The organism is Roseococcus microcysteis (assembly GCF_014764365.1).
GTDB classification, from domain to species: Bacteria; Pseudomonadota; Alphaproteobacteria; order Acetobacterales; family Acetobacteraceae; genus Roseococcus; species Roseococcus microcysteis.
Window position 1 is genome coordinate 1,324,547 of sequence record NZ_CP061718.1, and the last position, 18,029, is coordinate 1,342,575.

The following is an 18,029-nucleotide window of genomic DNA, read 5'->3' on the forward strand; positions in this document are numbered from 1 at the left end:
ACATCGGCGGGCGGGCATGCGCCAAACCCACAGCCTTGCCACCCCGCCCCGGCCTGACTTGACCGGACAAATGAAATGACCGCAAATTGCGGGAATCCAAGGAGAAATCACTGCATGTCCGAACCCACTCCGAAGCCGCTCGACGGCGTTCGCGTCGTGGATGTCTCGAGCTTCCTGGCCGGCCCCTTCTGCACCACCCAGCTCGCCGAGTTCGGCGCCGAGGTGTTCAAGCTGGAACTGCCGGTGGTGGGCGACCCGCTGCGGAAGTTCGGCAGCGTGACCGAATGCGGCGAGACCCTGCCCTGGCTTTCGGAATGCCGAAACAAGAAATCCGCGACGCTGGACCTGCGCAAGCCCGAGGGGGCGGAACTGCTCAAGCGCATGGTGCGCGACGCCGATGTGCTGGTGGAGAACTTCCAGCCCGGCACCATGGAGAAATGGGGCCTGGGCTGGGAGGTGCTGCGCGAGGTCAATCCGCGCCTCATCATGGTCCGCATCTCGGGCTTCGGGCAGACGGGCCCCTATCGCGGGCGGCCGGGCTTCGGGCGCATCGGCAATGCCTTCGGCGGGCTGTCCTTCCTGGCGGGCTATCCGGACCGGCCGCCGGTGACGCCCGGCTCCGCCACCATCCCGGACTACCTGGCGGGCCTCTATGGCGCGCTGGGCACGCTGCTGGCCATGCAGGCGCGGGAGAAGACGGGGCGCGGGCAGGTCGTGGATATCGGCCTCTACGAGCCCATCTTCCGCATCCTGGATGAGCTGGCGCCCTCCTTCCAGCTCAACGGCTACATCCGCCAGCGCATGGGGCCCGGCACGGTGAACGTGGTGCCGCACAGCCATTACCCCACCCAGGATGGCCGCTGGATCGCCATCGCCTGCACCTCCGACAAGATCTTTTCCCGGCTGGCGGAGGCCATGGGCGTGCCCGAATACGCCGAGGGCGGGAAGTGGGAGACGCTGGCGCAGCGCGAGGCGGAGCGCGCCATCGTGGACGAGTATGTCTCCGACTGGACCCGCACCATGACGCGCGACGAGGCCATCGCCACCTGCGAGAAGTTCCAGGTGCCCTGCGGCCCGGTCTACGCCATCGACGAGATCTTCGAGGACCCGCAATACAAGGCGCGGGAGAACATCAAGTGGATGAAGGACCCGCGCGTGGGCGAACTCGCCATCCCGAACCTGGTGCCCCGCCTGTCCGAGACGCCGGGCGAGGTGAAGTGGCTCGGCCCTTCCATGGGCGCGCACAATGACGAGGTGTATCGTGACTGGCTGCGCCTCGATGACGCCGAGATCGAAAGGCTGACCTCGCTGCGCGTGATCTGACGCCTCCAGCCAAGTTCAAGCTGGCAGGGCAACCCCTGCCGCCCTGCCACGTTCCCCCCTCGCAGCCCATGCGCGAGGGGAGGGACTGAGCATTGCCGATCGCCTATTGCGGCATCCCGGCCATACCGGCCGATGTCTGGATGCGATGGAATTTCGACCCCGCGGTGTTGCTGGCGCTGGGCCTGCTGGGCTTCGCCGCCCAGCGGGCCGGGGCGGCGCGCGCCGGTTGGGGGGCCGCGGCGGTAGGCTTCGTCATCTTCATCTCGCCGCTCTGCGCCTTGAGTGCGGCGCTGTTCTCGGCACGTGTCGCGCACCACGCGCTGCTGGTGGCCGTCATGGCGCCGCTGCTGGCATTGGCCTTCCCTGGACGCAGGGCGCTGCCGCTGGCGCCGATCTTCGCTGTGCACATGCTCATCCTCTGGGCGTGGCACGTGCCGGCCTTCTACGCCTGGGCGCTGGAGACGGTGGCCGGCTACTGGTTCATGCAGGCCACCCTGCTGGCGAGCGCCATGCTGCTGTGGCGCGCCGCGCTGCGCCCGGGCGCCGAGGCCCATGGCATTGCGGCGCTGATCGGCACCGTCGCGCAGATGGGCATGCTGGGTGCGATCATCACCTTCGCGCCGCGCCCGCTCTACTTCGCCCATTGGCTGACGACCGAGGCCTGGGGGCTGAGCGCGCTGGAAGATCAGCAGCTGGGCGGCCTCATCATGTGGGTGCCGGCGGTGCTGCCCTATCTGGCGGTGGCGGCCTGGCTCGGGATGCGGCTGCTCGCTGCCCCGCGCCCCGCACGCTGAGGCCGGGCGCGTGCTGCTCTGGATCACGAAATACGTGCATGTCACCGCCATCAGCCTCTGGGCGGGCGGGCTGATCGCCCTGCCCTTCCTGCTGCGCCAGACGGACGGGCTGCGCGGGCCGCCCCTGCACCGGCTGCACCGGATGTCGCGCATCTTCTATGTGGGCTGGCTTTCGCCCGCCGCCTTCCTGGCCATCGCCAGCGGCACGCTGCTGATCTTCCTGCGCGAGACCTTCGTCGAGTGGTTCACGCTGAAGCTCATCTTCGTCATGGCCCTGGCCGCGCTGCATGTGCGCCTGGGCCTGATCATCCTGTGGGTCTTCGACCCGCGTGAGCGGCTGAGCCCCTGGGGCGCGCGGCTGCTGACCACGGGCATCCTCGTCACCGTCTGCGCCATCCTGGCCGTGGTGCTGTGGAAGCCCGTCCTGCCCTCCGAGGCCTGGGCGCCGGACCTGTTTCAGCCCGGCCGCCTCGGCGAGCTTTTCCCCCGCATCACCGCTTGGGTGACACCATGACGCCGACACCATGATCCAGCACCAGCTTGCCACCGTGCCAGCCAGCCACCGCGGTGAAGATCGCGGCCAGAACGGAGAGCGTCAGGCCATGCGGCAGCACCGGCGCCTCGATCAGCCGCACGCCCCAGTTGGCGGCCATGATGGAGATCAGCGTCATGGCGGCGGTGGCGTGAGTCCAGCTCGCCACGCGGATGCGGATGCCCTTCACGAAGACCAGCTCCGCCGTGCCGGCGATGGCGGCCGCGACACCCGTGATGAAGGCGAAGGCCGCGGCCCAGAGGCCGGTGCGGAGGAAGAATTCATCGCCCGTGATCCAGTAGAAGACGTCGCTGCCCAGCGTCGCGATCACCAGCGCGATGGGGAAATGCACCATCATGGCGTGGATGGGGTGGCCCACGAGGGCGACGACGGAGCCGGTGCCCTCGCGCTCGATGGCCTCCATCACGGGGCTGGTGGGCGGGGCGTCGTCGCGTTCTTCGCGGGGTATGTCCGACATGGAATTCCTTTCGTGGCGGCGCTGCCGCTGCTGGGCTGCGCGGGGGAGCTGTCGGTGCTTCAACCCGCGGGCCCCATCGCGGGTTCCATCGCCACCCTCTCATGGGTGATGATGATCGGCAGCCTGCTTCTCACGGCGCTGATGACGGCGATCTTCTTCTTCGTCGTGTGGTGGCCGCAGCGGGCGGCGCGCATCTCGGCGCGCGCCTGGATCATCGGCGGCGGGCTGATCCTGCCGGGCCTCGTCCTGCCGCCGCTGGTGGTCGCGGCCGTGGTGGTGGGCGAGCGGATGATGCCCCATGACCCCGTGCCGCGCATCGAGGCGCATGCGCGGCAATTCTTCTGGACCTTCCGCTATCCCGACCATGGCGGCGCCGAGACGCGCGACCTGCTGCACCTGCCCGCCGGCCAGCCCGTGGACATCCACATCACCGCCGAGGACGTCATGCACGCCTTCTGGGTGCCACGCCTGGCGGGCAAGCTCGACGCCGTGCCGGGCCACACCAATGTGCTGCGCCTGCAGGCCGATGCGCCGGGCCGGCTGGAGGGGCTCTGCGCCGAATTTTGCGGCCTGGGCCACAGCCATATGCGCTTCGAGGTGCGCGTCCACGCGCCGGACGAATTCGCGGCCGCCGTGGCGGCGGAGACCACACCCAGCGCGCCGGAGGCACAGCCTTGAGCCAGGACCCCATCCGCCTGCACAAGGCGCTGTCGCGCATCTGGGCCACCGCGCCGGGCTTCGGCCGGGCCTCGGCGGTGAACCACAGCATCGTGGGCATGCGCTTCATGCTGACGGCGGCCTTCTTCTTCGCCGTTGGCGGCATGCTGGCCATGCTGATCCGCGCGCAGCTCGCCACGCCGCAATCCGCCTTCATCGGGCCGGAGATCTACAACCAGATCTTCACGATGCACGGCACCATCATGATGTTCCTCTTCGCGATCCCGATGCTGGAGGGGCTCGCGATCTACATGCTGCCCAAGCTGCTGGGCGCGCGGGACCTCGCCTTCCCGCGGCTCTCGGCCTATGGTTACTGGTGCTACCTGTTCGGAGGCTTGATCCTGCTGGGCGCGCTGTTCGCAGGTGTCGCGCCCGACAGCGGCTGGTTCATGTACACGCCGCTCTCCTCCAGCACCTATTCGCCGGGCATCAACGCCGATGTCTGGCTGCTGGGCGTCACCTTCGTGGAGATCTCCGCGATGACGCTGGCGGTGGAGCTGGTGGTCTCCATCCTGAAGCTGCGCGCGCCGGGCATGACGCTTTCCCGCATGCCCATCTTCGGCTGGTACATCCTGGTGACGGCGCTGATGATGGTGGTGGGGTTCCCGCCGCTGATCCTGGGCTCGATCCTGCTGGAGATGGAGCGGGCCTTCGACCTGCCCTTCTTCGACCCGAACCGTGGCGGCGACCCGCTGCTCTGGGCGCATCTGTTCTGGCTGTTCGGGCACCCCGAGGTCTACATCATCTTCCTGCCGGCCGCGGGCGCGCTCTCCACCATCATCCCGGTTTTCGCGCAGCGGCCGCTGGTGGGCTACAACGCGGTCGTCATCGCCATCATCGTGCTGGGCTTCCTCAGCTTCCTGATCTGGGCGCACCACATGTTCACGGTGGGCATCCCGCATCTGTCGCTGGCCTTCTTCTCCTTCGGCTCGGCGCTGGTGGCGGTGCCGACGGCGGTGCAGATCTTCGCCTGGCTGGCCACGCTCGCGCATGGGCGGCCGCGCTGGGACGTGCCCATGCTCTACATCGCGGGCTTCCTGGTGATCTTCGTGCTGGGGGGGCTGACGGGCGTCATGCTCGCCATCGTGCCCTTCAACTGGCAGGTGCATGACACGCATTTCGTGGTGGCGCATTTCCACTACGTGCTGGTGGGCGGCTTCGTCTTCCCGATGCTGGCGGCGCTCTATTACTGGCTGCCGCAGGTGACGGGAAAGCTGCCCATGCACCGGCTTTCGGTGCCGGCCTTCTGGCTGCTCTTCATCGGCTTCAACCTCACCTTCCTGGTGATGCACTGGACCGGGCTGCTGGGCATGCCGCGCCGCGTCTACACCTTCTTCCCGGATGATGGCTGGACCTGGCTGAACCTGACCTCCTCCATCGGCGGCTTCCTGCTGACCATGGGCTTCGCGCTGGTGGCCATGGACGTGTTCCTGCAACGCAAGCTGGGCAAGGCGTTCCGCCGCGACCCCTGGCATGCGCACACGCTGGAATGGGCCATGCCGACGCCGGCGGCACCCTATGGCTTCGCGTCCCTGCCCCGCGTGGAGGTGCGCGCCGATCGCCTGGCCCCGCGCGAGATCGGGCCGGAGCTGGCCGCCGGCCGCGGCTATCTCGGACATGCCCGCAATGGCTGGCAGGAGACGCTGGGGGTTCACCGCGTCACGGGCGAACCGGACCAGATCATCATCCTGCCGCGCGCGACCTATGAGCCGCTCTACACCGGCCTCTCCACGCTCACGGCGGTGCTGGCCATGCTGTTCCAGCTCTACTTCGTGGCGCTGGCGGCGGCGGTGGTCACGGCGGGGCTCTTCGTGTGGGGCGCGCGCGATGCGGGGCAGCGGCAGGACCATGGCCTGATGCCGGCCGGGCATGGGCTCGACCTGCCGCTGCACACCGAGGCGCCCGACCCCCCGCCTTTGCTGGCACTGGCCTTCGCCCTGCTGGCGACAGGGACCATCCTGGCCTCGCTGCTGTTTGGCGTGGTCTATCTCTGGCTCAACGCGCCGGGCTGGCCGCCGCCCGAGGTGATGACGCCGGGGCTGCTGCTGCCAGGGCTGATCGCGCTGGGCCTTATCGCGGGGCCGGTGGGCGCACGTCTGGCGCGGGGCAGCGTGTCGCGCGGCCACACGCCCTGGCTGGGGCTGGGCGTGCAGGCGCTGGGCGCGGTGGCCGCCATGGTGCTGCTGGTGCTGCTGATCCAGGACGCCCTGCCCGACCCCCGGGCCCATGCCTATGCGGCCACCAGCTTCGCCCTGCTGGGCTATGCCTGGCTGCATGTGGGCATCGCGGTGCTCTTCGTGATCAGCAACGCGCAGCGCTGGGGGCGGGGCTATATCTCGCCGCGGCGCCTGCTGGATCTGCGGCTGACGCAGCGCTTCCAGGACTATGTGGCGGCGGCGGGACTTGTTTCGCTCGCCGTGGCCATGGGGCTGCCGGCGCTGCTGTGATCGGGCCACCAGCCCTGCGCGTCGCGGTGCAGGGCTGGCGTCTCGAAGACCGAGACCACGGGGATTTCGGCAGGCCAGGACGGCGCCCAGCGCCGCGTCTGCACCATGGCGACGCAGAGGCCCACCGGCACCACGCCCGCCTTGGCGAGCAGCCCGAGCCCCGCCTGGGCGGAGGCGCCGCTGCTGACGACGTCATCCACCAGCAGCACGCGCCTGCCGCGCAGCCGGTCGAGCATCAATGGGTCGAGCCACAGCCGGCGCTCACCGGTGGTGGTGATGGAGTGGATGGTGACGCTCAGCGCCTCCTCATACCAGCGCTTGCGCGAATAGCCGGCGGCGACCCAGTTGGGATGGCCCAGCGCCTCCGCCACGAGGGGCGCGAAGACATGGCCCAGAGTGGGCAGGCCCAGCACCGCCTCGGCGCCGAGCGGCCGCGCCGCCTCGGCCATCCAGGTGGAGAGTGTGCGGATCACGGGAAAGCTCGCCTGGGTCGCGATCAGCCCCGCGACACCGATGTCGCGGATGGGCAGGTGCAGGAAGCGCCCATCCGGCATGCGGGCCGGATAGCGCGCGGCGAAAGGCGGGCCGGGGTCCGGCGCCGCGTCGAATTCCTGCCAGAAGTCCAGCTTTATTCGGCCGCCTGCTGGGGCGCGGTCGCTCCGTGCTTCGCACCCTTCTTCGGCTCATGCGCCATGTCCTTCATCGCCTCCTGCACATGGCGGGAGAAGACGAACTCGGCCGGGCGCTGGTTGGAGAGGTCAATCTCCGGCGCCATCGGGCCCTCGGTGCGGGGCCCGCGCAGCTGGGCGGCGACGGCCTTCCAGGGCTTGGTGATGGCATCCAGCGCGGCGGTGGCCTCGAAGCCCGAATGCACCATGCAGTCGGCGCATTTTTCGTAATTGCCGACGCCGTACTTGTCCCAGTCGGTGCTGTCCATCAGCTCCGCGAAGGTCTTGGCGTAGCCCTCGCCCAGCAGGTAGCAGGGGCGCTGCCAACCGAAGATGTTGCGCGTGGGGTTGCCCCAGGGCGTGCACTTGTAGGACTGGTTGCCGGCCAGGAAGTCCAGGAAGAGCGGGCTGTTCCCCATGCGCCAACCCTTCCCCTTGCCCCGCGCGAAGATGTCGCGGAACAGGTTCTTGGTGGTCTGGCGGTTCAGGAAGTGCTTCTGGTCCGGCGCGCGCTCATAGGCATAGCCGGGCGAGAGCATGATGTTGTCCACGCCCATCGCCGTCACGTCGTCGAAGAACTTCGCCGTGCGCTCGGGGTCAGCGTTGTTGAACAGGGTGCAGTTGATGGCGGTTCGGAAGCCGCGGTCCCGGGCGTTCTTCAGCGCGGCCACGGCGCGGTCATAGACGCCTTCCTGGCTCACGGCCCAGTCATGCTGGGCGCGGTCGCCATCCAGGTGGATGTCCCAGATGAAGCGGGGATGGGGCTTGTAGGCCTCGATCCGCTTGTCCAGCAGCAGGGCGTTGGTGCAGAGGATGACGATGCGGCCCTGGGCCAGCAGGCCTTCCACGATCTGCGGCATTTCCTTGTGCAGCAGCGGCTCGCCGCCCGCGATGGCGACGACGGGGGCGCCGCACTCCTCGGCCGCGCCCAGGCAATCCTCGACGGAGAGGCGCTTGTTCAGGATGGCGTCCGGATAGTCGATCTTCCCGCAGCCGGCGCAGGCCAGGTTGCAGCGGAACAAGGGTTCCAGCATCAGGACCAGCGGGAAGCGCTTGCGGCCCGCCAGCTTCTGGCGCACCACATAGGCCGCGACTTTCGCCTGCTGCGTCAAGGGGATGCCCATAAGGCGCGCTCCGATTCCGGGATAGGAAAGCACCGCTTACCATAGCTGCAACCCCGGCGCGAGGCCCGGTTCATGCGCGCCCGCTGAACCAGCCCCGCAGCAGGCGGCGCAGCAGGGACCAGAGGCCGGGCGCGGGCGGCGGCGCCTCGCCACGGGCCGCGCCCTCCAGGTTGCGGGCGAAATCCCCGGCCAGCCCGGCCACCAGCCCCCGGACCAAGGCAGGCCGCGAGAATTGCGCGAGCGGGCCCGTCAGCCGCCAGGCGATGTCGAGGTGCAGCCGGCTGCCTTCGCCCTCGGGCGCCACCCGCCAGGTGACCTCGCCCTCGGCGGCATTGGCGCCCTCCGCGCCGCGGCCGCGCAGCACGCCGGTGCGCGTCGCGGCATCGAGGCGCAGCGTGCCCTCGCCCGCGAAGCGCGCGGCGAGCGGGCCGAGCGCCACGCGGATCTCGCCCGCGATGGCCTCGCCCTCCCGGTGCAGCAGCTTCGCACCGGGCAGGCAGGCGACGGCGCGGGCAGGGTCGGAGAGGATGGTCCATGCCGCGTCGGGGGAGAGCGCCAGGGTCTCCGCGTGCTCCAGGCGGTTGGTCAGCGCGGCGGCCGGCGCGGCGGCGACGGGCGGGGGTGAGGCGGGCGGCGCCGCGGCCGGGCGGGGCGGCGGCGCCGGCAAGGCGGGGCGCGTGGCCGCGACCTCCGCGATGGCGCGCACGATGCCGCGATAGCCCGTGCAGCGGCAGAGATTGCCCGCCAGTTCGGCGCGGATGCGGTCCTCATCCACGGCGCCGAGGCGCGTCACGATGTCGCGCGCCGTGACCATCATGCCCGGCGTGCAATAGCCGCATTGCAGGGCGTGGTGGCGGTTGAAGGCGTCGCGGAGCGCGGCGGCCACGGGGTCCTCGTCCAGCCCTTCGATGGTGGTCACCTCCATCCCCGCCGCCTCATGCGCGTAGATGAGGCAGGAGCGCATGGGCACCCCGTCCACCAGCACGGTGCAGGCACCGCAGACGCCCTGCTCGCAGCCGAGATGCGTGCCGGTCAGGCCGCAATGCTCGCGCAGCGCGTCGGCCAGGTGGGTGCGGGCGGGGGCGCTGATCTCGCGCGCCTCGCCATTCACGGTCAGCGTGGTCATGCGTCTCTCATGGCCTGGGCGCGGGTGACGGCAATGGCGGCCAGGCGCTGCGCGGCGGGGTCGAGCCAGGGCAGGCGCGCGGGGATGTCCTCCACGCGGTCCAGCAGGGTGGGCGGGCCTTCCACCGCGCCCGCCAGCAGCCGCGTGGGCGTGGCGATGCCGATGGCCTTGGCGAATTCGCCGATCTTGCGGTTGATCTTGCAATAGCCCCAGCGCGCGCCGGGCGGCAGGCGCGGGATTTCGACGGCGGTGATGATCTCGCCGGGTTCCAACGCCGTGGTGAAGGGCGCGCGAAGGAAGCCATCGGCGGGGATGCGCCGGCCATGGCCGGTGAGGATGGTGGCCCCCAGCGCCGCCATCACGCTCGGCCAATCGGCGGCGGGGTCGGCATGGGCGAGGCTGCCGCCCAGCGTGCCGCGGTTGCGCACGGCGCGGTAGGCGATGCCCTGGGCGACATGGCGCATGAGGCCGTTGGTCACGTCGGGGACACGGCCATCCTCGATCTCGGCATGGGTGGTCGCCGCACCCAGGGTCAGGTGGGTCTCGCTTTCGGTGAAACCGCGCAGCCCGGGTAGTCGCTTGATGTCCACCACGCGCTCGGGCCGCACCAGGCGCAGATTCAGCATGGGGCCGAGGGACTGCCCGCCCGCCATCGGCTTGGCGCCGGCGGTGAGCAGGGCGCGCGCTTCCTCCAGCGTGGCGGCGGTGGCGTGTTCGAAGGCGACGGGTTTCACGACAGCGCCGCCAGCACACGCTCCGGCGTCGCCGGAATATCCGTCACCTCGCACCCCAGATGCGCGATGGCGTCGTTGATGGCGTTCACGATGGCGGCGGGGGGCCCTATCGCGCCGCTCTCGCCGATGCCCTTCTGGCCGAAGCGGCTGATGGGCGAGGGCGTCTCCATGTGCAGGATCTCGATGTCCGGCACGTCGGAGGCGCCAGGCAGCATGTAGTCCGCGAAGGTGGAGGCGAGCGGCTGGCCCGCCGCGTCATAGGGCATTTCCTCGAACAGCGCGGTGCCGATGCCCTGCACCGTGCCGCCCAGCACCTGGCCATCGGCCACCAGCGGGTTCAGCAGCACGCCGCCATCTTCCACGATGACGTAGCGATGCAGCGTCACATGGCCGGTGCCCGGGTCCACCTCGACCTCCACGGCGTGCGCGGCGTAGCTGAAGGTGCCGGTGTCGCGCACGGTCTTGTGGCCGGCGGTGCATTCCAGGCCGCGTGCCTGCATGGCTTCCGTCAGGTTCTGCGGCGCGCGGTGGAAGATGCGGGCCATTTCGGCGACGCTGACGCTGGCATTACCAGCGCGCACCGCGCCGTCCTCGAAGACGGCGTCGGGCGCTTGCAGCAGATGGCGGCCGATGGGCAGCAGGCGCTCGCGCAATTCCGTGCAGGCCTCGGCCACGGCGCCGCCCGCCATGACGGCGCAGCGGCTGCCCCAGGTGCCGGTGCTGTAAGGCGTCAGCGCCGTATCGCCATGGATGAGCTGCACGCGCTCCACCGGCACGCCCAGGATTTCGTGCGCCACCTGGGCGAGCGTCGTTTCCATCCCCTGCCCGTGGCTGTGGACGCCCACGCGCAACTCCAGCCCGCCATCGGGGGTGAGGCGCGCCTGGCAGGGCTCGGCGCCGGGCACGAAGGGAATGCCCCAGCCGTGATAGACGCTGGTGCCGTGCGCGCCCTGTTCGCAGAAGATGGCGAAGCCCTGGCCGAGCAGCCGGCCCTGCTCGCGCGCCGCGCGCTGGCGGGACGCGAAGCCCTCGCGGTCCATGGCCTCCGCCGCGCGGCGCAGCGCCTCGGGGTAGTCGCCGCTGTCGAAGATCTTCTTCGTCACATTGGTGTAGGGCATGTCCGCGGGGCCAGGCAGGTTGCGCAGCCGCACCGCGATCGGGTCCAGCCCCCTGCCCGCGCCACCGCGTCCAGCGTGGTTTCCAGCGCGTAGCACACCCCCGTCCGCGCCACGCCGCGATAGGGCAGGATGGGCGGCTTGTTGGTGGCCACACTCCAGGTCCGGCAGCGATAGCGGGGCACCACATAGGGGCCGGGCAGGATGGAGCCGATCTGCGCACCCTCCAGGCAGGCGCTGAACGGGTAGGCGCTGTAGGCGCCCACATCCACATGCGCCTCACAATCCAAGGCCAGGATGGTGCCGTCATGGTCGGCATGGACGGTGATGTCGTAATGGTGCTCGCGGCAATTGGCCTGGCCAGCGAGCCCTTCGCGCCGGTCCTCGATCCAGCGCAGCGGCACCCCGCCCAGGCGGCGGGCGAGCCAGCCGATGGCCACCTCCTCCTGAAGGAGAATTCCCTTGTAGCCGAAGCCCCCGCCGACGTCGGGGCTGATGATCCGCACGCTTGATTCCGGCAGGCCCAGGCATTCCGCCAGCCCCGTCTTGGTCACATGCACCATCTGGGAGGAGGTGTGCATCTCCAGCTGCGACAGCCGCGTGTCCCAGCGCGCGACCACGCCGCGGCCTTCCAGCGGGGCCATGTGCTGGCGCGCGGTGCGAAGGCGCCGCCGCACCACGATGGGCGCCTGCACGCCGCTGATGTCATCCTCCACCAGGGAATGCAGCACCACATTGTCGGGCCAGCCCTCATGGATGGGCGGGCCGGCGCGGTGCGCCAGCATGTCGGTGGCGGGCGGCAATTCCTCGATGTCTAGCGTGATGGCGTCGAGGATGTCCTCGGCCTCCGCGCGCGTGGCGGCCACCACCATGGCGATGGGCTCGCCCACCTGGCGCACGCGGTCCTTGGCCAGCGGCCATTGGTCGGTGCGGCGGAAGCCGGGCAGCGCCGAGGGCGCGCGGATCGGCGCCACGCCGTCCAGCTCCGCCATGGTGAAGACCATGGCGCCCTGCGGCGCCCGCACCCCGCGCAGGATGCCATGCGCCACCGGGCTGCGGAGGAAGGCCACCTCCCGCATCCCGGCCATGGCGATGTCGGCCACATAGCGGCCGCGGCCGCGCAGGAAGCGGTCATCCTCCCGGCGCGGCAGCGCGGCGCCGACACCCTGCTTGCCCATGAAGATCAGGCGGCGATGGCGGCGGGCAGGATGGGCGCCGTGGCGTCGAAGCGCACCCCGCCCTTCAGGCAGAAGACGGGTTGCAGCAGACGGTCGGCGATGACCTCGGTGCCCTCATTGTCGGCCATCTTGAAGCGGCCGCGCAGATCATCCAGCACCGAGACATCCGCCACCGCGCCGATCCGCAGCGTGCCGATGCCGTCATCCAGCTTCAGCATGGCGGCGGGGCCGGTGGTGACCATGGGCACCACGCGCTCGAAGGGCACTCCCAGCGCCATCAATTCGCTCATCGCCAGCGTCAGGGAGAAGCGGGCCTTGCCGGTGAACGGGTGGTCCTCCTCGGGGTCCGAGTGGTTGGCGGGCGTGCCGGGGGGTGCGGGGATGCGCGTGTTGTAGCCGTGCATGTCCGCGCCGAGCGTGTCGGGCATGATGCCGGCGTCGAGGCTGATGCGCGCCATCTTGAAGCTGAAATGACTGCCATGGCCCACATCCACCTTCAGCCCGGCATCGAGGGCGGCCTGCACCATGGCGTGCACCTTCCCCGTGCGCCGATCCACGAAGCCGCCCGGGTGGCGGGTGAAGGGGTGGGCCAGGATGTCGCCGGGGCGCAGCAGGGGCACCACCAGCGGCAGGATTTCGTCCGCGTCCACGCCATTGTTGCCCGTCTCCGGCGTGGGCCAGAGCTGGCCGAAATGGCAATAAACGGGAAGGTCGGCCTCGCGCCCGATCTGCGCGGCCTTCTTCAGCACTTCAAGACCATAGCGCGCCATGTTGCCGATCTCGGCATGGGCCTTCACGCCGCGCACCAGGCCGGGATTGGCGCGGGCGGCCTTCACGGTGGCGTCCACATCCACATGCTCGGGGCCGTAGAGGGTCGGGTAGTAATGGCCCTCCAGCCCGCCCACGACATAGGCGCTGATGAAGCTGAACACGCGCGAATGCGCGGGCTTGGCGATGAACTCGTTGAAGCCGGGCAGCGTCATGCAGGAGGCACCGCCCTGGTCCACCAGCGCGGTCACGCCGCTGTGCACGCCCGCCATGTCGGCCGGCAAACCAAAGCGCCCGGAGACATAGGTGTAGATATGCGCGTGCGTGTCCACCATGCCGGGCAGGACGATCTTGTCCTTCACCGACACCACCTCGCGCGCGGAACTCGCCAGGATATCGGGCTGGATGGCGGCGATGCGGCCATCCTTGATCGCCACGTCCATGATGCCGTCGAGCTGGCTCGCCGGGCAGACCACACGTCCGCCCTTCAGCAGGATGTCGTATTGCATGGTCGTTTCCCTCGTCAGTGTCCGTATTTGCGGAGGATGAGGCGCTCCAGCCCCGCCACCGCGCCGTAGAGAACCAGGCCCACCACGCAGAGCATGGCGATGGAGGCCATGATGAGCGCCGTCTCGGCCTGGCTGGAGGCGAAGAGGATCAGGTAGCCCAAGCCCGCCTGCGCCGTGATGAACTCGCCCACGATCACGCCGATGATGGCGAAGGTGACGGCGATCTTCAGCCCCGAGAAGATATGCGGCAACGCATAGGGAAAGCGCACCGAGAGGAACACCTGCCAGGAACGCGCCGTCAGCGCCTTGCACAGCCGCAGCATGTCGGGCGGCGTGGCGTTCAGCCCCGTGAGTGTGGCGATCACCACCGGGAAGAAGGCGATGAACATGGAGAAGGCCAAACGGGACGGTGAGCCGATGCCCAGCCACACAATGAACAATGGCGCGAGCGCGATCTTGGGGATCAGCTGGAAGAAGATCACGTTGGGATAGAGCGCCGCATAGGCCCAGCGCGAATAGGAGAGCAGCACGGCCAGCGCGATGCCCAGCACGGTCGCCAGCAGGAAGCCGATGGCGGCCTCGGTGCCCGTGGGCACGGCGTGCTGCACCAGGAAGGGCCAAGCCGAGATGATGCGCGCGTAGATGGCCGAAGGCGTGGGCAGGATCACCTCCGGCACCGCATAGGCCCGGCAGAGGAATTCCCACAGCAGCAGCACCGCCGCCGCGAACAGGACGGGCAGGCCCAGTTGCAGCGCCGGGTGGCGCGACAGGTCGCGGCGTTCCAGGTTCGGCGGCGCCGCGGCCACCGGCGTCACGTCGCCCAGTTGCGTGGCACTCATGCCGCCACCTTGATGCTGTGCTCGATCATGCCGCGCAGGCGCGCCACGATGGCGGTGAATTCCGGGCTGTCCTGCACGCTCTCGTCGCGCGGGCGGGCGAAGGGGATCTTCACATCCGCCACCACCACGGCCGGGCGCTTGGTCATGACCAGCACGCGGTCGGAGAGCAGCACCGCCTCGCGGATGGAATGGGTGATGAAGATGCCGGTCTTGCGGTGCCGCGCCCAGAGGTCGAGCAGCACCAGCGCCATCTCGTCGCGCGTGATGGCATCCAGCGCGCTGAAGGGCTCGTCCATCAGCATGATGGAGGGGGTGTGGACCAGCGAACGGCACAGCGCCACGCGCTGGCGCATGCCGCCCGAGAGTTCGCGCGGGCGCTTGTCCATGAAGTCGCCGAGGCCCACGGAGTGCAGCAGCTCCTCCGCGCGGGCCAGGTATTTCTCGCGCGGCAGCCGCATCATCTTGATGGGGAAGAGCACGTTGTCGCGGGCCGAGAGCCAGGGCAGCAGCGTCGCGTCCTGGAAGACCAGCCCCGCATCCCGCCGCGGCCCCGTCATGGGCTGGCCGCCGATGGTGATGCTGCCGGCGGTGATGCTCTCCAGCCCCGCCAGCATCATCAGCAGCGTGGATTTGCCGCAGCCCGAGGGGCCGAGGATGGAGACGAACTCCCCCTCGGCGATGTCCACCGAGACGCCGGCCACCGCCTCGATCGGCCCGGCCGGCGAGGCATAGGTCTTGCGGACTCCACGCAGGCTGATCATCAGCCGAGCATCGCGCCGAAGGGGGCGAGGCGCGTGCGCTGCGCTTCCCATTCCGCCGGCGTCAGCTTGATGCGGCCGGCGAAGCGGTTGGAGATGACGGCGTCGGTGTCCGGGCGACGGGCATCGGCCGGCGCGCCGAATTCCATCACCAGGTCGGTCATGGCGTTCCACTTGGCCATGTCGGTGAAGCCCAGGCCGTTGTCGATGGCCTCCGGCGCCAGCATGGTCCACTGCATCAGCCCCTGCGAGAGCGCCGCGTTCTGCCGCCCGCCCTGGGTGATGCCGATCTCGGGCACCTGGCGGATGAACATGTCGAGCGCACGGTCGGGCTCGCGCAGCTGCAGGGCGGCAGCTTCGAGCAGGGCGTCCGTCACGGCCTCGGCCTGGGCGGCGTTGTTCCGCAGCGTCTCCGGGCGCGTGCAGATCACATTGGCGTAGAAGTTCAGCCCGGCCGAGGAATAGGGGATGAAGCGGTGCTCGGCCCGCTGTGCCTGCATCACCGGGATGGTGGAGGAGCCGATGGCCGTGATCGCGTCCACCTGCCGGTCGATCAAGGACCGCTCCAGCACGCGGTTGTCCATCTGCTGGATGGTGACGGTGGAGAGATCAATGCCCGCCCGCCGCGCGAAGGCCGGCCAGAAGGGGAATTCCGCGCTGGTCGGCACGGCGCCGATGCGCTTGCCCTCCAGATCCTTCGCGGTGCGGATGGGGCTGTCGGCGCGGACCGCGATGCCCATGGTCATGTCGTAGTTGACCGTCGCCATGCCCGTGATGGGCAGCTGCCGGGCGGCGGCCAGCACCATGGGGCCGGCGCCCACGATCGCGTATTCGAACTGCCCCTGCGCCAGCGCCTGCGCGGCGGCGACGGAGCCGAAGCCGCGCGTCACCTCCACGTTCAGCCCGCGGCTGCGGAAGGCGCCCATCTCGCGCGCAATGAAGGCATAGGCCGTCGAACCCTGCGCCAGCCAGGGCAGCGTGAGCCGGATGGCGGCCTGGGCGCGCGCAATCTGCGGCGTGGCGAGGATGGCGGTGCCGGCGGCAAGCGCGGTGCGGCGGGACAGCAAGGGCATGGGCGGGCTCCAGCGCGATATTGCGTGTACGGAGCATCTGTGCCCTTCACCTATGGCCGCGCGCAACCGCCATCCGGACCCGCCTGTGATGAAAACCAGAGCCTCCGCCCAGGATCAGGGCAGTTCCGTTCCCGTGCCGCCTGGAAGTGAGGCAGAGAGCCCCCTCCCCGCCTGGCCGCTTGCGGAACGTCCCGGCCTGCTCATCCGCCGGTTGCACCAGCTTCACCTGTCGCTCTTCGCCGCGCAGGTGCGGGGCCTCATCACGCCGGTGCAGTTCAGCCTGCTCAGCGCGCTCGCCGCGCGGGGCAGCGCCGACCAGACCACGCTCGCCGCCGATGTGGCGCTGGACCGCAGCACGGCCGCCGCCACCCTGGCGCGCATGGAGGCGCATGGCTGGATCGCGCGCGGGCGCGACGACGCCGATGGCCGTGCCATGCGCTGCCGCATGACCGAGGCGGGGCGCGCGCTGCTGGCTCGTGTCGAGCCCCTGGCGCGCGAGGCGCACCGCCAGACCCTCGCCGCCCTCCCGCCCGAAGACGGCGCGCATCTCATGGCGCTGATGCGTGCCGCGTTGCACGGGGTCTCCGACTAACGGGCAACGCCCGCGCCTGCCGGGTGTTCTGCCCCGGAAGGAACGCCCATGGATTCCGTCACGAGCTTCCTCGCCTCCTCCTGGCCGCATATGCGTGACCTGGTGGTGGCCTATGTGCTGGCCCTCGTCATCGGCTGGAACCGCGAACGCGCGACGCGCAGCGCCGGCTTGCGCACCTTCCCCCTGGTGGCGGTGGCGAGCTGCGGCTTCATGCTCTCGGTCGAGGGCATCAGCGCGCACGACAACGAGGCGGCCGCGCGCGTGCTGACGGGTGTCGCCACCGGCATCGGCTTCATCGGCGCGGGCGCCATCATGAAGAGCGGTGACCAGGTGCATGGCACGGCGACGGCCGCCGCCATCTGGGCCACGGGCGCCATCGGGGCGGCGGTGGCGCTGGGCGCCTATCACATCGCGGTGGCCATCGCGGTCTTCACCGCAGGCACTCTGTATCTGCTGACGCCGCTGAAGCCCCACGCGCCGGATGATGGGGCGTGAGCGTGCCGGACACGCCCGTCTGGCTCGCCCCGCTTCTGGTGCTGGGGCTGGCTGCGGTGCATGCGCGCGGGCGCTGGCCGCTGCGCAACCCCTGGCGCTCGGCCGCGGCGGGGGCTTCGGTCGCCTATATCTTCCTGCATCTGCTGCCCCAGCTGGCAGGGGCGCATGCGGCGCAAGGCTTGGACTCGGAGGTGGTGTTCTTCGCGCTGGCGCTGGCGGGCCTCGTCACCTTCTACGGGCTGGAACACGCGCTGCGCCGCCATGACGAGGGGCGGGCCGATGCCGGCGTGTTCCAGCTGCATGTGGCGGCCTTCGCGATCTACAGCCTCACCATCGGCTACCTGATGATGCAGCGCGAGGCCGAGGGCACCCTGCCCCTGCTGCTCTATGCCGGGGCCATGGCGCTGCACTTCCTGGCGAGCGACAGCAGCCTGCGCGTGGGCCATCGCGCGGCGCAGGCGGCCCGCGCCCGCCATGTGCTGGCCGGCGCCGTGCTGCTGGGCGGCGCGCTGGGCGCGGCATTCAAGGCGCCGCCACTGCTGGTGGATGCGCTCTTCGCGCTGGTGGCGGGCGGCATCGTGCTGAACGTGCTGAAGGAGGAGCTGCCGGACCAGGCCGGCAGCCATTTCGGCGGCTTCGCCCTGGGCGCAGGCCTCTACGGGGTGCTGCTGCTGGCCCTGGAATAGCCGGCGGATTTCATGGAGATGTCACGCCACGCACATTCCCCTGGACACCTGGGAATGCAACCTCCCATCGCCA

At 70.0% G+C, this 18,029-nt stretch carries 19 protein-coding genes; 8 read left to right on the forward strand and 11 right to left on the reverse strand.

Annotated elements, in window-relative coordinates:
* Positions 1-114 precede the first annotated feature (114 nt).
* The 3 genes from ICW72_RS06275 (at position 115) to ICW72_RS06285 (ending at position 2,631) form a co-directional block, all read left to right on the forward strand.
* Positions 115-1,323 (forward strand): CaiB/BaiF CoA transferase family protein, encoded by a 1,209-nt coding sequence (locus tag ICW72_RS06275; protein ID WP_191085429.1) that lies wholly within the window; start codon positions 115-117, stop codon positions 1,321-1,323.
* Between the two features lie 92 nt (positions 1,324-1,415).
* A complete protein-coding gene (locus ICW72_RS06280; RefSeq protein ID WP_223880867.1) occupies positions 1,416-2,117 on the forward strand; it encodes a cytochrome c oxidase assembly protein in 702 nt (233 codons plus the stop codon).
* A gap of 10 nt (positions 2,118-2,127) precedes the next feature.
* Positions 2,128-2,631, forward strand: coding sequence for a hypothetical protein (locus ICW72_RS06285; protein WP_223880868.1), 504 nt, complete (start codon positions 2,128-2,130; stop codon positions 2,629-2,631).
* Here ICW72_RS06285 and ICW72_RS06290 read toward each other — a convergent pair.
* Positions 2,609-3,127: a DUF2231 domain-containing protein gene (locus tag ICW72_RS06290; protein WP_191085430.1), complete on the reverse strand. Its 519-nt coding sequence runs from the start codon at positions 3,125-3,127 to the stop codon at positions 2,609-2,611. The two genes, ICW72_RS06285 and ICW72_RS06290, sit on opposite strands and share 23 nt — an antisense overlap.
* A gap of 12 nt (positions 3,128-3,139) precedes the next feature.
* Between ICW72_RS06290 and coxB the strand changes: the two genes are divergently transcribed.
* Together coxB and ctaD are read left to right on the forward strand one after the other, a co-directional pair.
* Positions 3,140-3,805, forward strand: a complete 666-nt coding sequence (coxB, locus tag ICW72_RS06295) for a cytochrome c oxidase subunit II (protein ID WP_223880869.1) — start codon at positions 3,140-3,142, stop codon at positions 3,803-3,805.
* Complete coding sequence (gene ctaD / locus ICW72_RS06300) at positions 3,802-6,291, forward strand: cytochrome c oxidase subunit I (protein WP_223880870.1); 2,490 nt, start codon at positions 3,802-3,804, stop codon at positions 6,289-6,291. Before coxB ends, ctaD begins: the two co-directional genes overlap by 4 nt.
* On the opposite strand, the gene ICW72_RS06305 is transcribed toward ctaD, so the two are convergent.
* The 10 genes from ICW72_RS06305 to ICW72_RS06345 all read right to left on the reverse strand — a co-directional run bounded on the left by ICW72_RS06305 (position 6,228) and on the right by ICW72_RS06345 (position 16,183).
* The gene (locus ICW72_RS06305) at positions 6,228-6,923 is read right to left on the reverse strand and encodes a phosphoribosyltransferase (protein WP_191086158.1); all 696 of its coding nucleotides are present in this window, start codon (positions 6,921-6,923) and stop codon (positions 6,228-6,230) included. The two genes, ctaD and ICW72_RS06305, sit on opposite strands and share 64 nt — an antisense overlap.
* The gene (hpnH, locus tag ICW72_RS06310) at positions 6,920-8,083 is read right to left on the reverse strand and encodes an adenosyl-hopene transferase HpnH (RefSeq protein ID WP_191085431.1); all 1,164 of its coding nucleotides are present in this window, start codon (positions 8,081-8,083) and stop codon (positions 6,920-6,922) included. Before hpnH ends, ICW72_RS06305 begins: the two co-directional genes overlap by 4 nt.
* A gap of 70 nt (positions 8,084-8,153) precedes the next feature.
* Positions 8,154-9,209 (reverse strand): xanthine dehydrogenase family Fe-S subunit, encoded by a 1,056-nt coding sequence (locus ICW72_RS06315; protein ID WP_191085432.1) that lies wholly within the window; start codon positions 9,207-9,209, stop codon positions 8,154-8,156.
* Positions 9,206-9,943: an FAD binding domain-containing protein gene (locus tag ICW72_RS06320; protein WP_191085433.1), complete on the reverse strand. Its 738-nt coding sequence runs from the start codon at positions 9,941-9,943 to the stop codon at positions 9,206-9,208. Before ICW72_RS06320 ends, ICW72_RS06315 begins: the two co-directional genes overlap by 4 nt.
* A complete protein-coding gene (locus ICW72_RS20930) occupies positions 9,940-11,061 on the reverse strand; it encodes a xanthine dehydrogenase family protein molybdopterin-binding subunit (protein WP_232370765.1) in 1,122 nt (373 codons plus the stop codon). The genes ICW72_RS06320 and ICW72_RS20930 overlap by 4 nt, the downstream gene beginning before the upstream one ends.
* Positions 11,043-12,236 (reverse strand): xanthine dehydrogenase family protein molybdopterin-binding subunit, encoded by a 1,194-nt coding sequence (locus ICW72_RS20935; protein WP_232370766.1) that lies wholly within the window; start codon positions 12,234-12,236, stop codon positions 11,043-11,045. The genes ICW72_RS20930 and ICW72_RS20935 overlap by 19 nt, the downstream gene beginning before the upstream one ends.
* Before the next feature lie 5 nt (positions 12,237-12,241).
* Positions 12,242-13,513 (reverse strand): amidohydrolase/deacetylase family metallohydrolase, encoded by a 1,272-nt coding sequence (locus ICW72_RS06330; RefSeq protein WP_191085434.1) that lies wholly within the window; start codon positions 13,511-13,513, stop codon positions 12,242-12,244.
* 14 nt (positions 13,514-13,527) lie between these two features.
* Positions 13,528-14,352, reverse strand: coding sequence for an ABC transporter permease (locus ICW72_RS06335; protein ID WP_191085435.1), 825 nt, complete (start codon positions 14,350-14,352; stop codon positions 13,528-13,530).
* Complete coding sequence (locus ICW72_RS06340) at positions 14,349-15,113, reverse strand: ABC transporter ATP-binding protein (RefSeq protein WP_191085436.1); 765 nt, start codon at positions 15,111-15,113, stop codon at positions 14,349-14,351. Before ICW72_RS06340 ends, ICW72_RS06335 begins: the two co-directional genes overlap by 4 nt.
* Positions 15,113-16,183: an ABC transporter substrate-binding protein gene (locus tag ICW72_RS06345; RefSeq protein WP_191085437.1), complete on the reverse strand. Its 1,071-nt coding sequence runs from the start codon at positions 16,181-16,183 to the stop codon at positions 15,113-15,115. The genes ICW72_RS06340 and ICW72_RS06345 overlap by 1 nt, the downstream gene beginning before the upstream one ends.
* A 211-nt stretch (positions 16,184-16,394) precedes the next feature.
* On the opposite strand from ICW72_RS06345, the gene ICW72_RS06350 reads away from it, so the two are divergent.
* From ICW72_RS06350 to ICW72_RS06360, 3 genes are read left to right on the forward strand one after another with little or no spacing between them, the layout of a single operon-like run.
* Positions 16,395-16,775, forward strand: a complete 381-nt coding sequence (locus tag ICW72_RS06350; protein ID WP_223880871.1) for a MarR family winged helix-turn-helix transcriptional regulator — start codon at positions 16,395-16,397, stop codon at positions 16,773-16,775.
* A gap of 48 nt (positions 16,776-16,823) precedes the next feature.
* On the forward strand, positions 16,824-17,270 hold the full coding sequence (locus ICW72_RS06355) for an MgtC/SapB family protein (RefSeq protein ID WP_191085439.1): 447 nt from the start codon (positions 16,824-16,826) through the stop codon (positions 17,268-17,270).
* Positions 17,267-17,956 carry a hypothetical protein gene (locus tag ICW72_RS06360; RefSeq protein ID WP_191085440.1) on the forward strand — a complete coding sequence of 230 codons (690 nt, stop codon included), beginning with the start codon at positions 17,267-17,269 and terminating at the stop codon, positions 17,954-17,956. Before ICW72_RS06355 ends, ICW72_RS06360 begins: the two co-directional genes overlap by 4 nt.
* Positions 17,957-18,029: the final 73 nt, after the last annotated feature.